This is a genomic window from Modicisalibacter tunisiensis, assembly GCF_020148005.1.
In the GTDB taxonomy this organism is placed as follows: domain Bacteria; phylum Pseudomonadota; class Gammaproteobacteria; order Pseudomonadales; family Halomonadaceae; genus Modicisalibacter; species Modicisalibacter tunisiensis.
Genome location: NZ_JAGXFD010000001.1, coordinates 1264129 through 1283763 on the forward strand (window position 1 = coordinate 1264129; position 19635 = coordinate 1283763).

Here is a 19635-nt window from a genome sequence, read left to right on the forward strand (position 1 = left end):
ATCCGCTACAATGCGGGGTCATCGACGGCGGGATTCGTGGCACCACGGGAGGGAGCAGGCATGCCGGTTACACTGGAGGAAGTCGATCACGCGCGCTGGGGCGAGGATCCCCAGGTGGGGATCGATCTGGCGCGTATCTATCAGGATGCCGAGGCCGACTGGCTGCCGCTGCCCGTCGATGCATTCATCCGCGACCATCTCGAGTTGGGCGGTGTCTTTCACGCCGCCCTGTTCAACGACCGCCTGCTGGGCGCGGTCAGTGTGCGCAAGTCGCCCGAGGCCTGGTGGCTTTCGCACTTCTGCGTGCGCCGGCCTACACGCCGCCGTGGTGTCGGTTCACGGTTGATGACGCTGGTCGCCGCGGCGGCGGGGGAGACGCCGCTGCGCATAGAGACCCGCCACCTGCCGCTGGAAAGCCAGCTGCTGCTGGTCCGCATGGGCTATCGGCTCGAGGAGGGCGGCGGCTTTTTCGAACTCAAGACACCCCCTGCAGGAGGAAGCCAATGAAGAGGCTGGTGCGGATTCTGCTCGCGGCCGTCGGCGTGCTGGGGCTGGTGGTCGTGGCAGCGGTCGTCTACGTCACCACGTTCTTCGATCCCAACGAGCTCAAGCCGCGCCTTGTCGAGGCCGTGCACGAGCAGACCGGGCTGGATCTGGCGCTGGACGGGCCGCTCAACTGGTCCTTCTATCCGCGCATCGGCGTCAGCGTCGAGGATGCCCGCGCCTGGCTGCCCGACCAGCAGCGCGACGACGAGGCCTTCGCGGCGATCGACCGCGGCGAGGTCAGCCTGGCCTTCGCGCCGTTGCTGTCGGGCGAGATCGCCATCGACGGCCTGACCCTGAACGGCCTGCGGCTGTCGCTGGAACGTGATGCGCAGGGGCACGGCAACTGGGAGCAGCTGCTCGAGCGCTTCGGCGATGCCGAGGGCCAGCCGCGCAAAGCGCTGGCGCCGGCCTCGTCGGGCCCGGCCATGCAGGGAGCGGGCGCCCCCAGCGTGGCGCTGGATATCGCCAGCATCGCGGTGCGTGACGGCCAGGTCCACTATCTGGATCGGCGCAGTGGTCTGGATGTCACGGTTCGGGACTTTGCGCTGGATGCCAGCGATGTCAATCCCGCCAGTGCCTTCCCGCTGCAAGCCAGTTTCGTCGTCGACGGCACCCAGCCGGCGGTGCGCAGTCAGGTGAAGCTCAAGAGCAAGGCCCGGCTGGGGCTTCAGGACGGGCGCTATGTCCTCGAGGGGCTGGCGTTGCAGACCACCACCGATCTGCCGGCCTATCCGGATCGCCAGCAGACGCTCGACCTGGATGCCGACTCGCTGATTGCCGACACTCGCCAGGGGCGTTACCGGCTCGACGGCGCCGAGGTGGATGCGAGTCTCGCGCATCCGGCGCTGGGCGAGTCGCCGCTGTCGCTCAAGGCCACCTTCGCCGCCGAGGCGGATACCGACGCCGCGACCGCGCGTCTGAACGACCTGGCCGTCAGCGGGGACGACGGCCTAGAGCTGAATGGCAATCTGGCGGTCAGCCGGCTCGACACGACGCCGCGCTATACCGGCAAGATCGAGCTGGCGCCGTTGTCGCTGCGTCCCTGGCTGACCCGGATGGGCCTGCCGCCGGCGACCGCGGATGACAAGGCACTGAGCAAGGTTGCGCTGAACAGCCCGATCCAGGGCGATATGCAACAGGCCACACTGACCAGCCTGAAGCTGGTCGTCGACGACACCACCTTCACCGGCTCGCTGGGCGCCGGTCTCGACGGGCAGTCGCTGACTGCGGATCTGCAGGGGGGCGCGCTCGATCTGGACCGCTACCTGCCGCCGACGGAGGCGACGCCGGGCAAGCAGGCGGATACCGCGGCGTTGCTGAATGCGCTGGGCGTGGCGCCGGCCTATGCGGCCACCGAAGCCGCCCAGGGCGCCGACCTGGTGCCGGTGGACACGCTGCGCACGCTGGCAGTGGACGGCAAGCTGTCCCTGGATTCGCTGGTGGTCAAGGGCATGACCCTCGAGCAGCCCTCGCTGGCGCTGCATGGGCGTGATGGGCAGTTCACGCTGCAGCGTCTCGATGCCCGCCTCTACGACGGCACGCTGCATGCCGAGGCCGGCCTCGATGTGCGCCGGACACCGATTCACTGGCGCTTCAGCGACGCGCTCGACGGCGTGCAGCTGGTGCCGCTGGTCGAGGACTACAGCGGCAAGCCCTCGCCGCTGCGGGGCCGGCTCAATGTATCCGGCAACTTCACCTCGCGGACCAACCGCGCCGACACGCTGCTGCGCAACCTCAACGGCAAGGCCGACTTCCGCGTCGTCGACGGGGCGGTGTTCAACGTCAACGTCTCGAAGGAGCTGTGTACCGCCGTGGCGGCCCTGGAGGGGGAGGCCACCCAGCGTGACTGGAGCCCGGACACCCGCTTCGACCAGCTCAAGGGCAGCGCCCGGGTCGTCGACGGTGTCGTCCACAACGACGACCTGCTGATCACCCTGCCCGGCATCGAGATGACCGGCAAGGGGCGGGTCAACCTGCCCACCCAGCGTTTCGACTACGATGCCCGGGCGCGGTTCGTCGATACCGCGGATGCCGCCTGCAAGGTCAATCCGCGCCTCGAGAAGGTGCCGCTGCCGGTGCACTGCGAGGGCGAGCTCTCCGGCGAGCCGGGCCAGTGGTGCGCGTTCGACCGCCAGGCCTTCCAGAAGGCGCTGACCAGTCTCGCCAAGGACGAGGCCAAGAAGAAGGCCGTCGACAAGCTGAACGAGAAACTCGATGAAAAGCTCGGTGGCAAGTCCTCCGAGGAACTTCGCAACGCGATCCGTGGTCTATTGAAGTGATCATCATGCAAGCCAGTCCTGCGCCGACCTTCGCGTCGGCGCTTTTTTATGGAGGGCCGCCGTCGTGACGCCGTCCCGCCCCGCCGAACTGACCCCCGAGGTGTTCCAGCAGCGCCTGTTCGCCTGGTTCGACCGTCATGGTCGCAAGAGCCTGCCCTGGCAGCAGGACAAGACCCCCTACCGGATCTGGGTGTCGGAGATCATGCTCCAGCAGACCCAGGTCGCCACGGTGATTCCCTACTACGCGCGTTTCATGGCGCGCTTCCCGGATGTCGAGGCGCTGGCCCGCGCCGAGGTCGACGAGGTGCTGCACCTGTGGACCGGGCTCGGCTACTACGCCCGGGCCCGCAACCTGCACCGCGCGGCGCAGCGTGTCGTCGACGCGCATGGCGGCGAGTTTCCCGTGCACAGCCTCGAGGCCATGGCCGCGCTGCCGGGCATCGGCCCGTCCACGGCCGGGGCGATCATCAGCATCAGCACCGGGCGCCGGGCAGTGATCCTCGACGGCAACGTCAAGCGGGTGCTGGCGCGGCTGCATGCCGTCGAGGGCTGGCCCGGCCGGACCGCGGTGAGTCGCGAGCTGTGGCGGCTGGCCGAGCGCTACACGCCCGACTCGCGGCTGGCCGACTACTCGCAGGCGATGATGGATCTGGGCGCGACGGTCTGTACTCGCGGCAAGCCCAGCTGCCTGATCTGCCCCTTCGTCGACGCCTGCGAGGCCCACGCCCGCGGCGAGGAGCGGCGCTTTCCCGAGCCCAGGCCGCGCAAGGCGCTGCCCGAGCGGCATGCCCGGATGCTGCTGCTGTGTCATCCCGACGGGCGCGTGCTGCTCGAACAGCGCCCGCCCACCGGGCTGTGGGGCGGCCTGTGGTGCTTTCCCCAGTTCGAGGATGACGCCGCCCTCGATGCGTGGTTAGCCTGTCGGGTACCCGAGGCGCGGCGTGGCCGGTCCTGGACGCCGTTCACCCATACCTTCAGCCATTTTCGGCTGCAGGTCGTGCCGCAGCCGGTGTGGCTGGAGCGCGAGCCGCCGGGCGTCGCCGAGCCGGGGCGCATGTGGTACGACCTCGAGGCGCCGCCGAATGTCGGCCTGGCCGCGCCCGTGAAGGCCCTGCTGGACACGCTGGCCGAGACCCTGACCCAAGCCGAGGAACGTTCGTGATGAGCAATACCGTATTCTGTCGCAAGTATCAGCAGGAGCTCGAGGCGCTGCCCTTTCCGCCGCTGCCCGGCGAGAAGGGCGCGGAGATTCAGCGCACCGTCTCCCGCCAGGCCTGGGAGGAATGGCAGGCCCTGCAGACGCGGCTGATCAACGAGAAGCACCTCAACATGCTGGACCCGGAGACCCGGGCCTACCTGATGGAGCAGATGGAACGCTTCCTCGACAACCGCGACACCGACCAGGCCGAAGGCTATGTGCCGCCGTCCTCCTGAGCGTGCCGGGCCCCGAGAACATCTTTTTGAAAGAAGGGGTTGACCGAAAGCGGGCGCTGGGGTTTAATACGTCCCCGTTGGCAGCGGCCAGATAGCTCAGTTGGTAGAGCAGGGGATTGAAAATCCCCGTGTCGGCGGTTCGATTCCGTCTCTGGCCACCACATTGCTGGGGTATCGCCAAGTGGTAAGGCACCGGTTTTTGGTATCGGCATGCGCAGGTTCGAATCCTGCTACCCCAGCCACGCCAACGCTATCTGGCGCTGGCATAGCTCAGTTGGTAGAGCAACTGACTTGTAATCAGTAGGTCCCGGGTTCGACTCCTGGTGCCAGCACCAAAAAATGCTCGCAGAATCAAGCATTTACGAATTTCTAAAAACCGCCTCCCAAGGCGGTTTTTTTGTGGGTGTCTACATTGTGTCTACAGCGGCGAGAGGATTGAATCTCACCGCGTCTTCCAGGTGGTCCGGCGCGAAGTGGGCGTAACGCAGGGTCATGGTCAGTGACTGGTGGCCCAGGATGCGTTGCAGGACCAGGATGTTCCCCCCCCGTTCATCATGGAGTGACTGGCGACACCGGCCGTCCGGCTCGTGCCCTCTGTCTCTCGTTACTCTTCGTTGCCGCTCCGCCGATATCAGCGCTGCATGCCGTCTTCCGGCAGCAGCTCCGGATTGAGCCCGGCCTCGTAGGGAAAGGTCGTGAAATCGGCGATGCGCGCCAGGGCCTCGACATCCAGCAGGTGAATGCGCCGCCGCGAGCGCTCCAGCAGGCCGCGCCGCGACAGCTCGATCAGCGTGCGGCTGACGTGCACGGAACTCATGCCCAGCAGCATGCCGATCTGCCGCTGCAGCAGAGGCAGGTAGAACTGGTCGCCCGAGGCGGCGTCCACACGCTGCAGCCGGTGCTGCACTTCCAGCATGAGATGGGCGATGCGCGAGACGGCATCGTGGCTCAGCACGTTGATCAGCCGCTGGGTGATCAATCGCTCCTGCCGGGCGGCGGAGGCCTGCAGGGCCCAGTCGAGGCGACGAGAGCAGCGCATCAGTTCGGAGACGCGCTCCACGGGATAGGCGCTCACCTGGCCGGTGGTGAGCATTACCGCCGTGCTGGTGTGGTCGTGATAGGTCAGGTCGCGCAGCCCCATGATGTCGCCGGGCACGAACAGGTCGAGTATCTGCTGCGAGCCGTTGGCGGAACGGTGGTAACTGCAGGCCCAGCCGCGACACAGCGTGTAGAGGTGATCGGACGGCCTCTGCGTCTGCCAGAGTTCCGAGCCCCGGGGCACGCGCCGGGGGTGGGCATCGAGTTCGGCGAGCAGGCTGGCGTCGCCGCCCGACAGCGTGACGTGCCGGTCGATGTTCCTGGCCAGGTGGCTTTCCTGCGACAGCATGGCACCACTCCTTGTGCACCTTCTGTCTGTTTGTCACCAGCTCGCCGGCTCGAGGCGCAAGCGGCCGGCGGTGATCGCTGGCACGAGGCGTGATCCAACCTGTCATCTTGGCAACAATTCGAGGCCAGTAGCAAGAAGCAAAATGTTACGGGAGCCGGCGGGGCTGTCGTGGCCGGGGTTACTCGAACAGGTGCGCCAGGCAGGGATTGATGTGATCGCTGAACTTCTCGGGGCGAAAGTCGGAGATCTGCGAGAGGGTTTCCAGGTCGTTGATCTGGAAGCTCCGGCGTCGGCGGGTAATCAGTCCGCGCTCCGCCAGGTCGCTCATGGTGCGGCTGACGTGGACTTCGCTCATGCCCAGCAGCATGGCCAGCTGGCGCTGGGTGAGGGGCAGCGTGAAGCTGTTGCCGGTGGTTTCCTCGATCCGCTTGAGCCGGTAGTAGACCTCCAGGGCGAAGTGGCCCAGACGCGAGCAGGCGTCGTTGCTCAGGACGTTCACCAGGCGTTCGGTGATCACGCTCTGCTGTCGTGCCGCCGAGGCATGCAGCCCCAGCGCCAGGCGCGGCGACCGGGTGAAGAGATCCTCGAGGCGGACCGTCGGGAACGGGCAGATGACGCCATCGGTGAGCATGACGGCGGTGGTGTAGTGGCTTCTCGAGGTTGCATCGCGAATCCCCATCACGTCGCCCGGGAGGAAGATGTCGAGCACCTGCTGGGCGCCGTTCTCGGAGCAGTGAAAGGCATAGGCCCAGCCGCTGCGCAGGGTGTAGAGCTGGGTGGGCGTTTCGTGCGCCTCCCACAGCACCTTGCCCTTGTCGACCTTCCGTGGATCCTTCTCCAGCGACTTGAGAAGGGCGATGTCGGAGGCCTGAAGGTTCACGTGGTGGGCGAGGTTCCTGGTGACGCAACTCACTGGCTGCTGCATGTCCACATCCTTGTGTTACTGCGCGTGTCGGTGGCGTGCCCGGCCGGGCCTGACCCGGCGAGCGCCGACATAAATGTACAAGAAGTTCTTCGGGGACGGGAGTCCGGCGGCCGGAATGTGCTTGGGGCGGTTGGCCTGCTCGTCGATAGTCCGCTACGGTTATCAGAGACAAAGGAGTGAACGCACGGATTCAGGGAGGATGATGTGAGCGATACTGACCTGGGAACCATGGATGCCGGTTCGCTGGTACGGCTGTTCGAATCCGGCGAGGCCTCGCCGCTGGAAGCGACACGGGCAGCGCTCGAGCGCATCGAACGCTTCAACGACGCGGTCAATGCCTATGTCCATGTGGATCGGGAGGGCGCCGAGAAGGCGGCCCGCGCCTCGGCCCGGCGCTGGGGCCAGGGCAAGCCGCTGAGCCCGATCGACGGGGTACCGGCCTCGCTGAAGGATCTTACCAATGTCGCCGGCATGCCGGCCCGGGAGGGGTCGCTGACCACCCCGGACACCCTCTGCGAGATGGACGCTCCTCCGGCGGCACGGCTGCGCGAGGCCGGGGCCGTGCTGCTGGGCAAGACCAATACCCCCGAGTTCGGCTGGAAGGCGGTCACCGACAACCGGGTCTACGGGACCACCTGCAACCCGTGGGACACGCGCCTGACTCCCGGTGGCTCGTCGGGCGGCGCGGCGGTGGCGGCCTCGCTCAACATGGGCGTGCTGCACCAGGGGGGCGATTCCGGCGGCTCGATACGCATTCCCGCGGCCTTCACCGGGGTCTTCGGCTTCAAGCCGACCTTCGGCTGGACGCCGCAGTGGCCGCCGGCCCAGGAGCCCTCGCTGTCGCACATCGGCCCGCTGACCCGCACGGTGTCGGATGCCGCGCGCATGCTCAACGTCATCGGCCGCTACGACTACCGTGACCCCTACGCCACCCGCGGCCAGCCCGACGACTGGGGCGTCGACATGGATTGCGACCTGCGCGGCCTGCGCATCGCCTATTCGCCGACGCTGGGCTATGCCGAGGTGGACCCGCAGATCGCCGACCGGGTCCACGAGGCCGCGAAGCGGCTCGAGGCGCTGGGCGCCGAGCTCGTCGAGATCAATCCCGGGTTCACCTCGCCGATCGATATCTTCCGCAAGCTGTGGTTCACCGCCTCGCTGGAGCTGTGGTCGCAGTGCAACGAGCGCCAGCGCAAGGAGCTCGATCCGGGGCTGGTCGCCAACGCGCGTCACGCCGAGGCCTGGAGCGCGCTCGACCTGTTCCGGGCCCAGGCCGACCGGGCGCGCCTGGCCGAACAGCTCGAGCACTTCAATCAGGAGTATCACCTGCTGATGACGCCGACGGTGCCGATCGAACCCTTCGAGATCAATCACGAGGTGCCGCCGGGCAGCGACATGCGTGACTGGGAGGAGTGGGCGCCGTTCTCCTACCCCTTCAACCTCAGCCAGCAGCCGGCGGCCTCGGTGCCGTGCGGCTTCACCGACGCCGGGCTGCCGGTGGGCTTTCAGCTGGCGGGGGGCAAGTACGACGACATTCGCGTGCTGCGCGCCTGCCATGCCTACATGGAGGCGCACCCGGCTCGCCACCCCACCGTGCCGGACCCCGCCCAGTACGGCTGAACCGCGGAATTCACCAGGTCGCCGCTGGGGCCGCAGGGCCCCGGTCGGCACGGGCCCGGCGTAGCGTGCCGCCGGCGGCCTGTCACCACGCCGACAGTCGAAGCAAGGAGGAGCGTTCGATGATTGTTCGTGACCACAAGGATGCCGAAGCCAGCGCCGTCGACGAGGAGAAGTTCATCAGTCGCCGTTACACGCTGCGTGCCGACGGCATGGGCCATTCCGTGCACGAGACTTATATCAAGCCCGGGCAGGCGCTGCACATGTGGTACAAGAACCACAAGGAGTCGGTCATCTGCATCGAGGGCGAGGGCCGGATCGAGGATCTGACCGAGGGTGGCTCCTGGGAGCTCAAGCCGGGGGTGCTCTATGCCCTCGACAAGCATCAGAAGCACATCCTCAGCAGCGAGAAGGGCATGACGGTGCTGTGCGTCTTCACGCCGTCGCTGGTCGGCCCCGAGGATCACGATGCCGAGGGCAGCTATCCGCTCTACGATGACGACGGCACGCTGATCAAGCATTGAGTTCGTTGGACAGCCTGTAAAAAATTGTACAAGGCTTGTCCAATAAATCCATGTTGTCTATATTGAAGGTGAAGCGGCGGCCGGGACGGCTGCCTCGCGACGCAAGGAAGCGTGGGCCAGGAAAGGCCCGGCATTGGCAAGGGGCACGGAACGGCGCCGTCACGACAGGGAGTCATGACCGCCAGGGAAGCCCGCCAGCACCCCCATCTCCCTTGAACCCCGTACCCCCTGCGGGGTTTTCTTTTGTCCTGGGTAGAGAAGACGATGGCGTGTCACCGCCGTCGAGGAAAATCGTGGCCCGCCATTTGAGTGGAGGCAAAAATATGGCATCGTTGTCTCCCCCAGTGCATGGGCGCCAGTGACGTGAAGGTAGCCAAGGAGGTATAGCGGTGGCGACGGAGCTCGACAAGGAAGAGGCAAGGCTGGCGCAGAGTGACGCGGAGGCATACCTGCGTCTGGCCAATGCCATGAGCGAGGCGGGCATGGCATCGGTCACGCCGCATTATCTGCGGACCCTGGCGGAACAGCTGCGCCAGGAGCGCGACTCGAAGGAGGCCTGATCCAAGGGGCAGGCGCTTGTCGAGCCGCGGGCAAGTGAGTAATATCCGGCCCAGCGCCGGCGTAGCTCAGCTGGTAGAGCAACGCACTCGTAATGCGTAGGTCGGTGGTTCGAGTCCACTCGCCGGCACCAGAAAGATCATGAAAAACGGTCACTTGGCGATTCGTCGCGGTGGCCGTTTTGCGTTGATGGATCGGCAAGCCGCTTTCCCCCTTCGGGGCCTCAGCACCGGCCGGGGCGAGCCCGCCGGGCGGCAAGCAGATGCTCGGCCATCTCCACGAAGCCTTCCCCATGGCCGGCCTCGCACAGCCAGCGCGGCGGCGTGGGCAGTTGGTCGAGGTGCGGCGCGAGGTTGGCGACCCCCACGCTGAGGGGCTGCCGCGCGAACAGCGGCGCGTCGTTCGGGGCATCGCCGATGAACAGCACGCGCCGCTGCTGCTCCGCCACCGACAGCCCCAGGTCGTGCTCCAGCACCCAGGCGGCCATCGTCGCCTTGTCATGCTCGCCGAACCAGGCATTGACGTGGATCGAGCTGGCCCGGGCCCGGGCGCCCTCGGCCCGGAAGGTGGCCAGCAGGCGCTCGACTTGAGCCGCGGCGAGGGGCGGCACGTCCTGGGCATGGTCGACGGCGACATCCGCCAGCCGGTAGGGCTGGTCGGCAGCCAGCCGTGCGTCCGGTACCGCCTGCATCGCGCGCTCGGCGATCGTCAGCAGTCGGCGCTGCTCGTCGCGCAGCGTGGCCAGCGGGCGCACGCTGTGGCAGTCCAGGCCGCCGCCGGCGGCGCGCTTCAGGCGCAATGCGCCGCTCTCGCCGATGACTGCCGCGACCGGCCAGGCGCGCACGATATGGTCGCACCAGCCGGCACAGCCGCCGGTAACCGGCACCACCGCGACTCCCGCGTCGGCCAGGCGCTCGATGGCGGCCAGCGTGGCGCTGGACAGCCGCCCCCGGCGGGTCAGGGTGTCGTCGACATCGGTGAGCACGACATCCACGGCGGCCAGTTCCGGGGACGACGTCATCTTCATCGGGCTCATGGGCACTCTCGATCGGCGGTGGTGGCTGACAGCGGATGGTGCCGCACTCGGCGACGAATCGCCACGCCGGATGTCACCGGCGAGACTATCCCGGTTCGATGGTGGTCGGCGGCTCGGCGGCCAGCAGCTGGGTGTCGCACTGCAGGTAGGCGCCATTGAAGCCGGCCAGGCGCTCCAGGCGGACCGGGTCGAGAATCTGGATGTGGTAGTGCTGGCGACGCACCAGGCCCAGGCAGGCCAGGGATGAGAAGGTGCGGCTGATGTGCACCGGACTCATGCCCAGCGCATCGGCCAGGTCCTGTTGCGACAGGGGCAGCAGAAAGCCCTGCCGGGCATCGTTCGCCGGTTCCTGCAGCCGTGCGTGGCACTCGCAGAGAAAATGCGCCAGGCGCTCGCGAGCGTTGCGGCGGGCGATGCTCACCAGGCGCTCGGCGAGCATCGCCTGACGCTGGTTGGCAATGACGAACAGGGCGCTGCGCAGGCGCGGGGCGCGCTCGAAGAGCTCGCGTAAATGGGAGTAGGAATATTCGCTGATCTCCCCGTCGGTGAGCATCGAGACATCATTGCGTCGTGCGCCATCGGCCAGTTCGCCGAAGCCCAGGATGTCGCCGGGCAGGAAGATTTCCAGCAGCTGGCGACTGCCGTCGGGCAGGTAGCGGGCGGAGCAGGCCCAGCCTTCCCTGAGCACCAGCAGGGTATCCGCCGAGTCGCCCTCGTGCCACAGCCAGTCGCCTGCCGAGACGGCACGGGGGGCACGTTTCATGTCGACGAGTAGGGCCAGCTCGGCCCTCGTCAGAGACACTATATGCTGAAGCCGCCTTATCATGTGACTGCTAAAGTCCTGCACGCACTCTCCTGAGCACAACCCGAAAAAGGGGCCAAGAAACCACGTTGGCCCGCGTCTTGCGATAACGTGGGTTTACTTTTTTGAGCGACTTTCTCTGCAGGTTCCTCGCCATTCGTGCTCGGCGCCAGGCACGGCGGCACGGCTTGTCTGGCGGCCAGTTGGCAGCGCGGCGACAGGATCCCCGTCGCCGGTACTTTACCGGCAAGCCTTTGGGGGGCCGAGAACGGTTGCAAGTTATGTTAAATATTCTAGGATACAGCCGCCAAGGCCAGACAAGGATTTCGGAAGACTCCGTGTGATTCACGCTGATGGCTGAGGACTGGACCTGAACCTGATCACAGGCACTGGAGGTGATTGGATGTCAGTACAGACCGCATCCCGCAACCTGAATACCGCAGCACACGACCCGCAGCGCCGGGACGCCTACCCCACCCGGCTCGCCGGGCAGCCCGACACCCTGCTGATGCCGCGTCATGAAAGGGTGGTCAAGGGCACGGCCGAGGAAGGCCCCCTTGATGATCAACAGCTCGACACCTTCGAGCGCCAGGGCTTTCTCTTCGAGCCCGGTTTCCTGTCCGCCGCCGAGGTGGCCGAGTTGCGCAATGAACTCAAGGCGCTGCTCGACAACGATGCCTATCGCGGCAAGGACTTCTCCATCACCGAGCCGGACAGCCGGGAGATCCGTTCGCTGTTCGCCGTGCATTTCCTGTCGCAGCGCTTCGCCGAGCTGGCTCGCGACCCGCGGCTGACCGGCCGCGTGCGCCAGATTCTCGGCGGCGACGCCTACGTGCACCAGTCGCGGATCAACTACAAGCCCGGCTTCCACGGCAAGGGCTTCAACTGGCATTCGGACTTCGAGACCTGGCACGCCGAGGACGGCATGCCGGCGATGCACGCCGTGAGTGCGTCGATCGTGCTCACCGACAACCACCACTTCAACGGCCCGCTGATGCTGATCCCCGGCTCGCACAAGGTCTTCGTGCCCTGCCTGGGAGAGACCCCGGACGATCATCACAAGCAGTCGCTGAAGACCCAGCAGTTCGGCGTGCCCGGCTTCGATGCGCTGGAGCAGTTGATCGACGCCAACGGCATCGAGTCGCCCACCGGGGCGGCCGGCGGTCTGCTGCTGTTCGACTGCAACACCCTGCACGGGTCGAACGCCAACATGTCCCCGGACCCGCGCAGCAACGTGTTCTTCGTCTACAACCGCTGGGACAACGCCTGTGTCGAGCCCTACGGCGCCCGCCGGCGTCGGCCCGCGTTCCTCGCCCATCGCCCCGAGGAAACCTGGCGCCCCGAGTGACGCCGACCCCACTGTCTCCCGACGAGGCAGCGAGCCGACGACGACCCCGCCCGAGCGCGGGGTCGTTGTTTTCTGGCGAGCGGCCTGGGGTAGACTGGCGTTTTCGCCAGTCATCAGGGGACATCCTCATCATGCCGTTTACCGCCCGTTTCGCCGATGGCCGCCTCTTTGCCGCGCCGCTGGGCAAGATCGTCTGCGTGGGTCGCAACTATGCCGAGCATGCCCGCGAGCTGAACAACCCCGTGCCCAGCGCGCCGCTGCTGTTCATCAAGCCGGCGAGCGCCGCCGTGGCGCTCGAGACGCCACTGGAAGCGCAGTTCGCGCGGGGCGAGGTGCACTTCGAGACCGAGCTGGCGCTGCTCATCGGCAAGCCATTGACGGCCGCCACGCCCGACCAGGCGGCACGGGCGGTGGCCGGCCTGGGGCTGGCGCTGGACCTGACCCTGCGCGACGTGCAGTCGCGGCTCAAGGAGAAGGGACATCCGTGGGAGATCGCCAAGGCGTTCGACGGCGCCTGTCCGCTGTCGGCCTTCGCGCCGGTGAGGGGCGAGGTCGACTGGCAGGCGCTGCACTTCAGCCTCGATATCGACGGCGAGCGCCGCCAGAGCGGCGACACCGGCGACATGCTGTTCGCCATTCCCGAGCTGCTCGCCGAGATGAGCCGCCACTTCACGCTCGAGCCCGGCGACGTGGTGCTCACCGGCACGCCCGCCGGCGTCGGTGTGCTGCCGCGGGGCGCCGAGCTGCGCCTGCAGCTGGCCGGCGGGGCGGGGCACGGCGGTGTCGAGGCCGTGACCCGCACCGCCGCCTGAGGGTCACTCCAGGTAGGTGTAGCCGTCGAGGCCGGCGGCCAGGTCGTCCATGAAGTGGGCGCGTTCGTCGGCGTCCAGGTCGCTGGTCGCCAGCTGGGCGTCGAGCCGGGCGCGCAGCACCTCGGCATCGAAGTTGACGTAGCGCAGCACGTCGGCGACCCGGTCGCCGAGCTGGAGGTTGCTCAGCCGCCAGCGGCCGTGCTCGTCCAGGGCGGCGTCCACGGCATCGGTGTCGCCGAACAGGTTGTGCAGGTCGCCGAGGATCTCCTGATAGGCGCCGACCAGGAACAGGCCCAGCAGCTTCTCGTCGTCGTCACCCCACTCCGGCAGCGGCAGGGTGGCCTCCAGGCCCTGGCCGTCGACGTAGCGGTCGATACGCCCGTCGCTGTCGCAGGTGATGTCCTGGATCACGCCGCGGCGGGTCGGCTTCCGGTCCAGGCCGTTGAGCGGCAGCACCGGGAAGACCTGCTTGATGCCCCAGACGTCGGGCAGCGACTGGAACAGCGAGAAGTTGACGAACAGCTTGTCGGCGAGCTTCTCGGCGAGCTCGTCGATGATCTCGCGGTGGGCGCGGTTGCGGGTGTCGAGGCGCTGGCGCAGCTGGGCGCAGGCGGCGAAGTAGATCGCCTCGCCCTCGGCGCGGGCGGCGATGCCGGTCAGTCCCATGACGAAGCGTTCGTGCAGCTCGCCGATCGCCTGCACCAGGTCGTGCCAGGCCTCGACCACGCCGCGCGGATCGACCTGGCGCTGGAGCAGATCGTGCACCCGCCACAGTTCGTCGACCTGCGGGTCGCCCTCGGTCTGGCGGGGCGGCGGCGTCTCGCCGACGCGCTCCTCGCCGATCACGTTGGTGATCAGCACCGCATGGTGGGCGGTCAGGGCGCGCCCGGACTCGCTGATCAGGTGCGGCTGGGGCAGGTCCTGCTCGTCGCAGGCCAGGCGGAAGGCGTAGACCACGTTGCGGGCGTACTCGAGCATCGAGTAGTTGGCCGAGCAGAAGCTGCGTGACCGGGTGCCCTCGTAGTCCACGCCCAGGCCGCCGCCGACGTCGACGGTGTCCACCGGCGCGCCCAGCTCGCGCAGGCTCTGGTAGAAGCGCGCGCATTCGCGCAGCCCGCACTGGATGTCGCGGATGTTGGCGATCTGCGAGCCCAGGTGGAAGTGCACCAGCTGCAGGCTGGCCAGGGCGCCGGCCTCGCGCAGGTGGGCGACCACCTCGAGGATCTGGCTGGTGGTGAGGCCGAACTTGGACTTCTCGCCACCGGTGTTCTGCCAGCGTCCGCGGCCCACCGTGGCCAGCCGCGCGCGCAGGCCGATGCGCGGCGTCACGCCCAGGCGGCGCGCCTCCTCGAGGATCAGCGGCAGCTCGGAGAGCTTCTCGACCACCAGGTAGACGCGGTGGCCGAGCTTCTCGCCCATCAGCGCCAGGCGGATGTACTCGCGGTCCTTGTAGCCGTTGCAGACGATCAGCGACGGGCCGTCGCCGGACAGCGCCAGCACGGCGAGCAGCTCCGGCTTGCTGCCGGCCTCCAGGCCGACCCGGTCGCGGCCGCGCTCGTGGGTGGCGAGAATCTCCTCCACCACGCGGCGCTGCTGGTTGACCTTGATCGGGTAGACGGCGGTGTAACCGGCGTGGAAATTCTCTTCCCGCATGGCGGTGTCGAAGGCCGCGCACAGCTGCTCCACGCGGTCGTGCAGGATGTCGGTGAAACGCACCAGCACCGGCAGTCGCAGCCCGGCCTCGCGCAGCTGATCGACCAGGGCGTCGAGCGGCAGCGCCGGCCCCGGACTCTCGTCCCCCAGCGGGCGCACGATGGCCCGCCCCTGGGAATCGACGTCGAAATAGCCGCTGCCCCACTGGTCGATGTTGTAGGTGCGGCGCGCCTCGGCGGCGGTGGTCATGGCAGACTCCTCGACATGACGTGACCCGGTGGCGGCGCGCGCCGGTGGCGGCGCGCCGCGCGTGTCAGCGACAGGCTGACGCGGGGTTCAGGGTAGCAACGCTCAGGCCGGTAACGGCAAGGCGCCCTCGGCAATCCGGCGCTTCAGGATGAGGCGGAAGCGCTCGGGGTCGTGCGGGGTCAGCTCGTGGGCCGGGGGATCGACGTAGATCACCAGCAGCCGCGAGAGCCAGTAGCGCAGGGCGGTCATGCGCAGCATCATCGGCCAGGCGTCGCGCTCGGCATCGGTCAGCGGCCGCTGGCTCTGGTAGGCCGTGAGCAGGGCGTCGTGACGCCCCGGGTCGAGGCGGCCGTCGTCGTCGCTGGCCCAGTCGTTGATGACGATCGCCAGGTCGAACAGCAGGTCGCCGGTGCAGCCGTTGTAGAAGTCGATGATGCCGCCCAGGGTGTCGCCGTCGAACAGGGTGTTGTCGCGGAACAGGTCGCCGTGGATCGCGCCCCGGGGCAGGGCGTCGGCATCCCCGAACACCCCCTGGTAGGTGTCGACCTCGTCGGCCATCAGGGTCTGGTCCTCGGGCGTCAGGTAGCCGAGCACCTTGTGATGACTGGCCAGCAGCCAGTGCAGGTCGCGCGGGTTGGGGCGATGGCCCTCGAAGCGCTGGCCGACGTGGTGCAGCCGCCCCAGGGCCTCGCCCAGGGCGCGGCACTGGGCGAGGTTGGGGGCGCGGGGATGCCTGCCGGGCAGGCGCGGGAACAGCAGCGCCGGCTTGCCGGCCAGGCTCTGCAGGGCGATGCCCCGGCGGTCGTGCACGGGCCCCGGCACCGGCAGGCGGTGCTCGTCAAGGTAGTCGAGCAGATCGACGAAGAACGGCAACTCCTCGTGGTCGCCCTGCTCGAACAGGGTCAGCACCAGCGAGGCGCGATCGGTGGTGACGAAGAAGGTGGTGTTCTCGGTGCCGCTGGCGACGCCCTCGAGCGTCACCAGGCGGCCCGTATCGAAACGCTCGAGAAAGCTCGCGACCTGGGCGTCGTCGAGCGGGGTGAATACGGCCATGATGATCTCGCCCTGATTGCCAAGCCGGCTATTGTAGCGGCTTGGCGCGCCGCCTTGCAGTCATCGGGCGAGACCGATCGACGCCTACCAGCGGATCAGCACCCACTGCGGCGGCACGACGCGCTCGTTGTCGCTGCGCCGGAAATCGCCGTCGCCGTTGTCGTCGACCAGAAAATAGGAGGGGCCATGCTTGGGCTTGATCTCGATGGCGTAGAGCTGGCCGTTGACGCGGTACTCGCGAATCGTGCGGTCCTTCTCCTGGCGCACGGTGATATCCGGCTTGACCGCGGCGTCTCCGTCATCCTGGGCCAGGGCCGGTGTGGCGGCCCCCAGCAGCAGGGCAGCGGCGAGACCGAGAGCGGTGAACAGGCGATGGGCTTTCATGGCGGCCTCCGGTAGCGGCGGGCAAAAGAGGTGCCAGTGTAGGGGTAGGCGCCGACACCTGTACTGATTCTAGTCAATTCCTCCGGGACGTTGCATCGCCTCGCGGGCGACGACACCCCTACCCGGGCGTGATGCGTCCGCCGTCTCGCGGCGAGCGCCTGACGCCCCGCGGTGGCTTGCGTATCATGAGGGCATCGATCGTTTTCATCGCTCAGGTGCCCCGCATGGCTGATACCCAACCCCCCATCGTGCTCGTCGATGGCTCCTCCTATCTGTATCGCGCCTTTCATGCCCTGCCGGCGCTGACCACCTCGAACGGTCAGCCGACCGGGGCGGTCAAGGGCGTGCTCAACATGCTCAAGAGCCTGATCAAGCAGTATCCCGACAGCCCCATGGCGGTGGTCTTCGACGCTAAGGGCAAGACCTTCCGCGACGAGCTCTTCGAGCAGTACAAGGCCCACCGTCCGCCGATGCCCGACGACCTGAGAAGCCAGGTCGAGCCGCTGCACCGCTGCATCCGCGCGCTGGGTGTGCCGCTGCTGTGCATCGAGGGAGTCGAGGCCGACGACGTGATCGGCACCCTGGCGCGCCATGCCACCGAAGCCGGTCGCGACGCGGTGATCTCCACCGGCGACAAGGACATGGCGCAGCTGGTCAACCGCCACATCACGCTGGTCAACACCATGAAGGGCGAGACCCTCGACGTCGACGGCGTGACCGAGAAGTTCGGCCTGCCCCCCGAGCGGATCATCGACTTCCTCGCGCTGATGGGTGACAAGGTCGACAACATCCCCGGCGTGCCCGGCGTCGGCGAAAAGACCGCGCTGGGCCTGCTGCAGGGCATCGACGGCGGGCTCGACGCCATCTACGCCGACCTCGAGGCGGTCAAGTCGCTGAGCTTCCGTGGCGCCAAGACCCTGCCCAAGAAGCTCGAGGCCAACCGCGAGCAGGCCTTCCTGTCGTATCAGCTGGCGACCATCAAGACCGACTGCGACCTGCCGGTGGGCCTCGACGACCTGGACATCGCCCATCCCGACCGCGAGGCGCTCGTCGCGCTGTATCGCGAGCTGGAGTTTCGGAACTGGCTCGCCGAACTGCTCGAGGGGCGCGACGAGGGCGTCGATGCGCCCGCCGATGACGACGCGGACGTTCCCGCCGGTGGCGCGGCGTCGTCGCGCCGGGACCACAGCGTGCTGACGCAGGAGGCGTTCGATGCCTGGCTCGAGCGGCTGAACGCGGCAAAGGCCTTCTGCTTCGACCTCGAGACCACCAGTCTCAACTACATGGAGGCCGAGATCGTCGGTGTCGGCCTGGCGCTGGAACCCGGCGAGGCCGCCTATGTGCCGCTCGCCCACGACTACCTCGACGCCCCCGAGCAGCTCGACCGCAACGCCGTGCTGGCCGCGCTCAAGCCGCTGCTCGAGGACCCGGAGCGGGGCAAGATCGGCCAGAACCTCAAGTACGATATCTCGGTGCTCGCGCGTTATGACATCCATGTCGCCGGGGCGCTGACCGACACCATGCTCGAGTCCTACGTGCTCAACTCCACGGCGACCCGTCACGACATGGACTCGCTGGCGCTGAAGTACCTGGGCGAGACGACCATCACCTTCGAGTCGATCGCCGGCAAGGGCGCCAGGCAGCTGACCTTCAACCAGATCGCCCTCGAGCAGGCGGTGCCCTATGCCTGCGAGGACGTCGACATCACGCTGCGCCTGCACCGCGAGCTGCGCCCGCGGATCGAGGCCGAGGGGCGCCTGGCCGAGGTGCTGGATACCCTGGAGCGGCCGATGATCCCGGTGCTGTCGCGCATGGAGCGCACCGGGGTGGCGCTCGACGTGTCGCGCCTGCACGCCCAGAGCAAGGAGCTCGAGGGGCGCATCCGCGACATCGAGCAGGACGCCTTCGAGATCGCCGGGCGCGAGTTCAACCTGGGCTCGCCCAAGCAGCTCGGCGAGATCCTCTTCGACGAGCTCAAGATCCCGGTGATCAAGAAGACCCCCAAGGGCGCGCCGTCCACCGCCGAGGCGGTGCTCGAGGAGCTGGCGCTGGACTACCCGCTGCCCAAGGTGATCATGGAGCATCGCGGGCTGAGCAAGCTCAAGTCGACCTATACCGACAAGCTGCCGCAGCTGATCAACGCCACCACCGGACGCATTCACACCAGCTATCATCAGGCGGTGACCGCCACCGGGCGGCTGTCGTCGTCCGACCCCAACCTGCAGAACATCCCCATCCGCACCGAGGAGGGGCGCAAGATCCGCCAGGCGTTCATCGCCCGGCCGGGCTGTCGGCTGGTCGCCGCCGACTACTCGCAGATCGAGCTGCGCATCATGGCCCATCTCTCCGAGGACCAGGGGCTGCTCGAGGCCTTCGCCGAGGAGCGCGACATCCACACCGCCACCGCCGCCGAGGTATTCGGCATCGCCCCCGACAAGGTCAGCGGCGAGCAGCGGCGCAGCGCCAAGGCGATCAACTTCGGGCTGATCTACGGCATGAGCGCCTGGGGGCTCTCCCGCCAGCTGCACATCGAGCCCGGCCAGGCGCAGACCTACATCGATCGCTACTTCGACCGCTACCCCGGCGTGGCGCGCTTCATGAACGACATCCGCGCGCGGGCCGCCGACGAGGGGCATGTCGAGACAGTGTTCGGCCGGCGCCTCTACCTGCCGGAGATCAACGCCCAGAACCGTGCCCGTCGCCAGGCCGCCGAGCGCACCGCGATCAACGCGCCGATGCAGGGCACCGCCGCCGACATCATCAAGCGCGCGATGATCGACGTCGACGCCTGGCTCAATCCCCGCGACGGCGAGGCCGAGTTCGACGCCTGGATGGTCATGCAGGTCCACGACGAGCTGGTCTTCGAGGTACGGGATGCCCAGGCCGAGGATTTCCTGGGGGCCGTGCGCCGGCGCATGGAAGCCGCCGCCGAGCTGAAGGTGCCGCTGGTGGTCGAGGCCCATGCCGGCGCCAACTGGGACGAGGCGCACTGAGTCCGACCACCGTGCGAAACGAGAAAAGGCCCGCG

Annotated in this window: 17 protein-coding genes and 4 tRNA genes; 14 read left to right on the plus strand and 7 right to left on the minus strand. The window is 67.7% G+C overall.

All coding sequences use genetic code 11. The annotated features are described in order from the left end of the window. Positions 1–60 precede the first annotated feature (60 nt). The 7 genes from KGQ91_RS05850 to KGQ91_RS05880 all read left to right on the plus strand — a co-directional run bounded on the left by KGQ91_RS05850 (position 61) and on the right by KGQ91_RS05880 (position 4594). Complete coding sequence (locus KGQ91_RS05850; protein ID WP_224420506.1) at positions 61–507, plus strand: acetyl-CoA sensor PanZ family protein; 447 nt, start codon at positions 61–63, stop codon at positions 505–507. Then, complete coding sequence (locus KGQ91_RS05855) at positions 504–2825, plus strand: AsmA family protein (protein ID WP_224420507.1); 2322 nt, start codon at positions 504–506, stop codon at positions 2823–2825. The genes KGQ91_RS05850 and KGQ91_RS05855 overlap by 4 nt, the downstream gene beginning before the upstream one ends. A gap of 64 nt (positions 2826–2889) precedes the next feature. Beyond that, a complete protein-coding gene (mutY, locus tag KGQ91_RS05860; RefSeq protein WP_224420508.1) occupies positions 2890–3987 on the plus strand; it encodes an A/G-specific adenine glycosylase in 1098 nt (365 codons plus the stop codon). Continuing rightward, positions 3987–4259 carry an oxidative damage protection protein gene (locus KGQ91_RS05865; RefSeq protein ID WP_224420509.1) on the plus strand — a complete coding sequence of 91 codons (273 nt, stop codon included), beginning with the start codon at positions 3987–3989 and terminating at the stop codon, positions 4257–4259. Before mutY ends, KGQ91_RS05865 begins: the two co-directional genes overlap by 1 nt. 85 nt (positions 4260–4344) lie before the next feature. Further along, positions 4345–4420, plus strand: a tRNA-Phe gene (locus KGQ91_RS05870). Between the two features lie 6 nt (positions 4421–4426). After that, a tRNA-Gln gene (locus tag KGQ91_RS05875) sits at positions 4427–4501 on the plus strand. Positions 4502–4518: 17 nt separating this feature from the next. Then, positions 4519–4594 (plus strand) — tRNA-Thr (locus tag KGQ91_RS05880). Between the two features lie 296 nt (positions 4595–4890). On the opposite strand, the gene KGQ91_RS05890 is transcribed toward KGQ91_RS05880, so the two are convergent. Both KGQ91_RS05890 and KGQ91_RS05895 read right to left on the minus strand, forming a co-directional pair. Then, positions 4891–5646: a Crp/Fnr family transcriptional regulator gene (locus tag KGQ91_RS05890; RefSeq protein ID WP_163648137.1), complete on the minus strand. Its 756-nt coding sequence runs from the start codon at positions 5644–5646 to the stop codon at positions 4891–4893. A 178-nt stretch (positions 5647–5824) separates the two neighbouring features. Further along, positions 5825–6571: a Crp/Fnr family transcriptional regulator gene (locus KGQ91_RS05895; protein ID WP_163648138.1), complete on the minus strand. Its 747-nt coding sequence runs from the start codon at positions 6569–6571 to the stop codon at positions 5825–5827. A 204-nt stretch (positions 6572–6775) separates the two neighbouring features. On the opposite strand from KGQ91_RS05895, the gene KGQ91_RS05900 reads away from it, so the two are divergent. The 4 genes from KGQ91_RS05900 to KGQ91_RS05915 all read left to right on the plus strand — a co-directional run bounded on the left by KGQ91_RS05900 (position 6776) and on the right by KGQ91_RS05915 (position 9403). Further along, on the plus strand, positions 6776–8191 hold the full coding sequence (locus tag KGQ91_RS05900; RefSeq protein WP_163648139.1) for an amidase: 1416 nt from the start codon (positions 6776–6778) through the stop codon (positions 8189–8191). A 119-nt stretch (positions 8192–8310) separates the two neighbouring features. Beyond that, positions 8311–8712: an ectoine synthase gene (locus KGQ91_RS05905; protein WP_163648140.1), complete on the plus strand. Its 402-nt coding sequence runs from the start codon at positions 8311–8313 to the stop codon at positions 8710–8712. Positions 8713–9101: 389 nt separating this feature from the next. Next, a complete protein-coding gene (locus KGQ91_RS05910) occupies positions 9102–9272 on the plus strand; it encodes a hypothetical protein (RefSeq protein ID WP_163648141.1) in 171 nt (56 codons plus the stop codon). Positions 9273–9327: 55 nt separating this feature from the next. Further along, positions 9328–9403 (plus strand) — tRNA-Thr (locus KGQ91_RS05915). 90 nt (positions 9404–9493) lie between these two features. On the opposite strand, the gene KGQ91_RS05920 is transcribed toward KGQ91_RS05915, so the two are convergent. Both KGQ91_RS05920 and KGQ91_RS05925 read right to left on the minus strand, forming a co-directional pair. Continuing rightward, positions 9494–10306 (minus strand): HAD-IIB family hydrolase, encoded by an 813-nt coding sequence (locus KGQ91_RS05920; RefSeq protein WP_163648142.1) that lies wholly within the window; start codon positions 10304–10306, stop codon positions 9494–9496. An 85-nt stretch (positions 10307–10391) separates the two neighbouring features. Further along, on the minus strand, positions 10392–11069 hold the full coding sequence (locus KGQ91_RS05925) for a Crp/Fnr family transcriptional regulator (protein ID WP_163648143.1): 678 nt from the start codon (positions 11067–11069) through the stop codon (positions 10392–10394). Between the two features lie 442 nt (positions 11070–11511). Between KGQ91_RS05925 and thpD the strand changes: the two genes are divergently transcribed. Both thpD and KGQ91_RS05935 read left to right on the plus strand, forming a co-directional pair. Next, positions 11512–12456, plus strand: coding sequence for an ectoine hydroxylase (gene thpD, locus KGQ91_RS05930; protein WP_163648144.1), 945 nt, complete (start codon positions 11512–11514; stop codon positions 12454–12456). A gap of 131 nt (positions 12457–12587) precedes the next feature. Then, positions 12588–13268 (plus strand): fumarylacetoacetate hydrolase family protein, encoded by a 681-nt coding sequence (locus tag KGQ91_RS05935; RefSeq protein WP_224420510.1) that lies wholly within the window; start codon positions 12588–12590, stop codon positions 13266–13268. Positions 13269–13271: 3 nt separating this feature from the next. On the opposite strand, the gene speA is transcribed toward KGQ91_RS05935, so the two are convergent. The 3 genes from speA to KGQ91_RS05950 all read right to left on the minus strand — a co-directional run bounded on the left by speA (position 13272) and on the right by KGQ91_RS05950 (position 16607). Then, positions 13272–15170 (minus strand): biosynthetic arginine decarboxylase, encoded by a 1899-nt coding sequence (gene speA / locus KGQ91_RS05940; protein ID WP_224420511.1) that lies wholly within the window; start codon positions 15168–15170, stop codon positions 13272–13274. Between the two features lie 102 nt (positions 15171–15272). Beyond that, entirely contained in the window at positions 15273–16223 is a 951-nt protein-coding gene (locus tag KGQ91_RS05945) for a homoserine kinase (RefSeq protein WP_224420512.1), read from the minus strand. A gap of 84 nt (positions 16224–16307) precedes the next feature. Continuing rightward, complete coding sequence (locus tag KGQ91_RS05950) at positions 16308–16607, minus strand: DUF2782 domain-containing protein (protein WP_163648148.1); 300 nt, start codon at positions 16605–16607, stop codon at positions 16308–16310. Between the two features lie 224 nt (positions 16608–16831). Between KGQ91_RS05950 and polA the strand changes: the two genes are divergently transcribed. Continuing rightward, a complete protein-coding gene (gene polA, locus KGQ91_RS05955) occupies positions 16832–19600 on the plus strand; it encodes a DNA polymerase I (RefSeq protein ID WP_224420513.1) in 2769 nt (922 codons plus the stop codon). Positions 19601–19635: the final 35 nt, after the last annotated feature.

Coding starts and splice junctions, on each gene's coding strand:
- KGQ91_RS05950 (WP_163648148.1), bottom strand. CDS start 16,607: ATGAAAGCCCATCGCCTGTTCACCGCTCTCGGTCTCGCCGCTGCCCTG.
- KGQ91_RS05920 (WP_163648142.1), bottom strand. CDS start 10,306: ATGAGCCCGATGAAGATGACGTCGTCCCCGGAACTGGCCGCCGTGGAT.
- KGQ91_RS05895 (WP_163648138.1), bottom strand. CDS start 6,571: ATGCAGCAGCCAGTGAGTTGCGTCACCAGGAACCTCGCCCACCACGTG.
- KGQ91_RS05935 (WP_224420510.1), top strand. CDS start 12,588: ATGCCGTTTACCGCCCGTTTCGCCGATGGCCGCCTCTTTGCCGCGCCG.
- polA (WP_224420513.1), top strand. CDS start 16,832: ATGGCTGATACCCAACCCCCCATCGTGCTCGTCGATGGCTCCTCCTAT.
- KGQ91_RS05865 (WP_224420509.1), top strand. CDS start 3,987: ATGAGCAATACCGTATTCTGTCGCAAGTATCAGCAGGAGCTCGAGGCG.
- KGQ91_RS05890 (WP_163648137.1), bottom strand. CDS start 5,646: ATGCTGTCGCAGGAAAGCCACCTGGCCAGGAACATCGACCGGCACGTC.
- KGQ91_RS05905 (WP_163648140.1), top strand. CDS start 8,311: ATGATTGTTCGTGACCACAAGGATGCCGAAGCCAGCGCCGTCGACGAG.
- thpD (WP_163648144.1), top strand. CDS start 11,512: ATGTCAGTACAGACCGCATCCCGCAACCTGAATACCGCAGCACACGAC.
- KGQ91_RS05850 (WP_224420506.1), top strand. CDS start 61: ATGCCGGTTACACTGGAGGAAGTCGATCACGCGCGCTGGGGCGAGGAT.
- speA (WP_224420511.1), bottom strand. CDS start 15,170: ATGACCACCGCCGCCGAGGCGCGCCGCACCTACAACATCGACCAGTGG.
- KGQ91_RS05945 (WP_224420512.1), bottom strand. CDS start 16,223: ATGGCCGTATTCACCCCGCTCGACGACGCCCAGGTCGCGAGCTTTCTC.
- KGQ91_RS05925 (WP_163648143.1), bottom strand. CDS start 11,069: ATGAAACGTGCCCCCCGTGCCGTCTCGGCAGGCGACTGGCTGTGGCAC.
- KGQ91_RS05855 (WP_224420507.1), top strand. CDS start 504: ATGAAGAGGCTGGTGCGGATTCTGCTCGCGGCCGTCGGCGTGCTGGGG.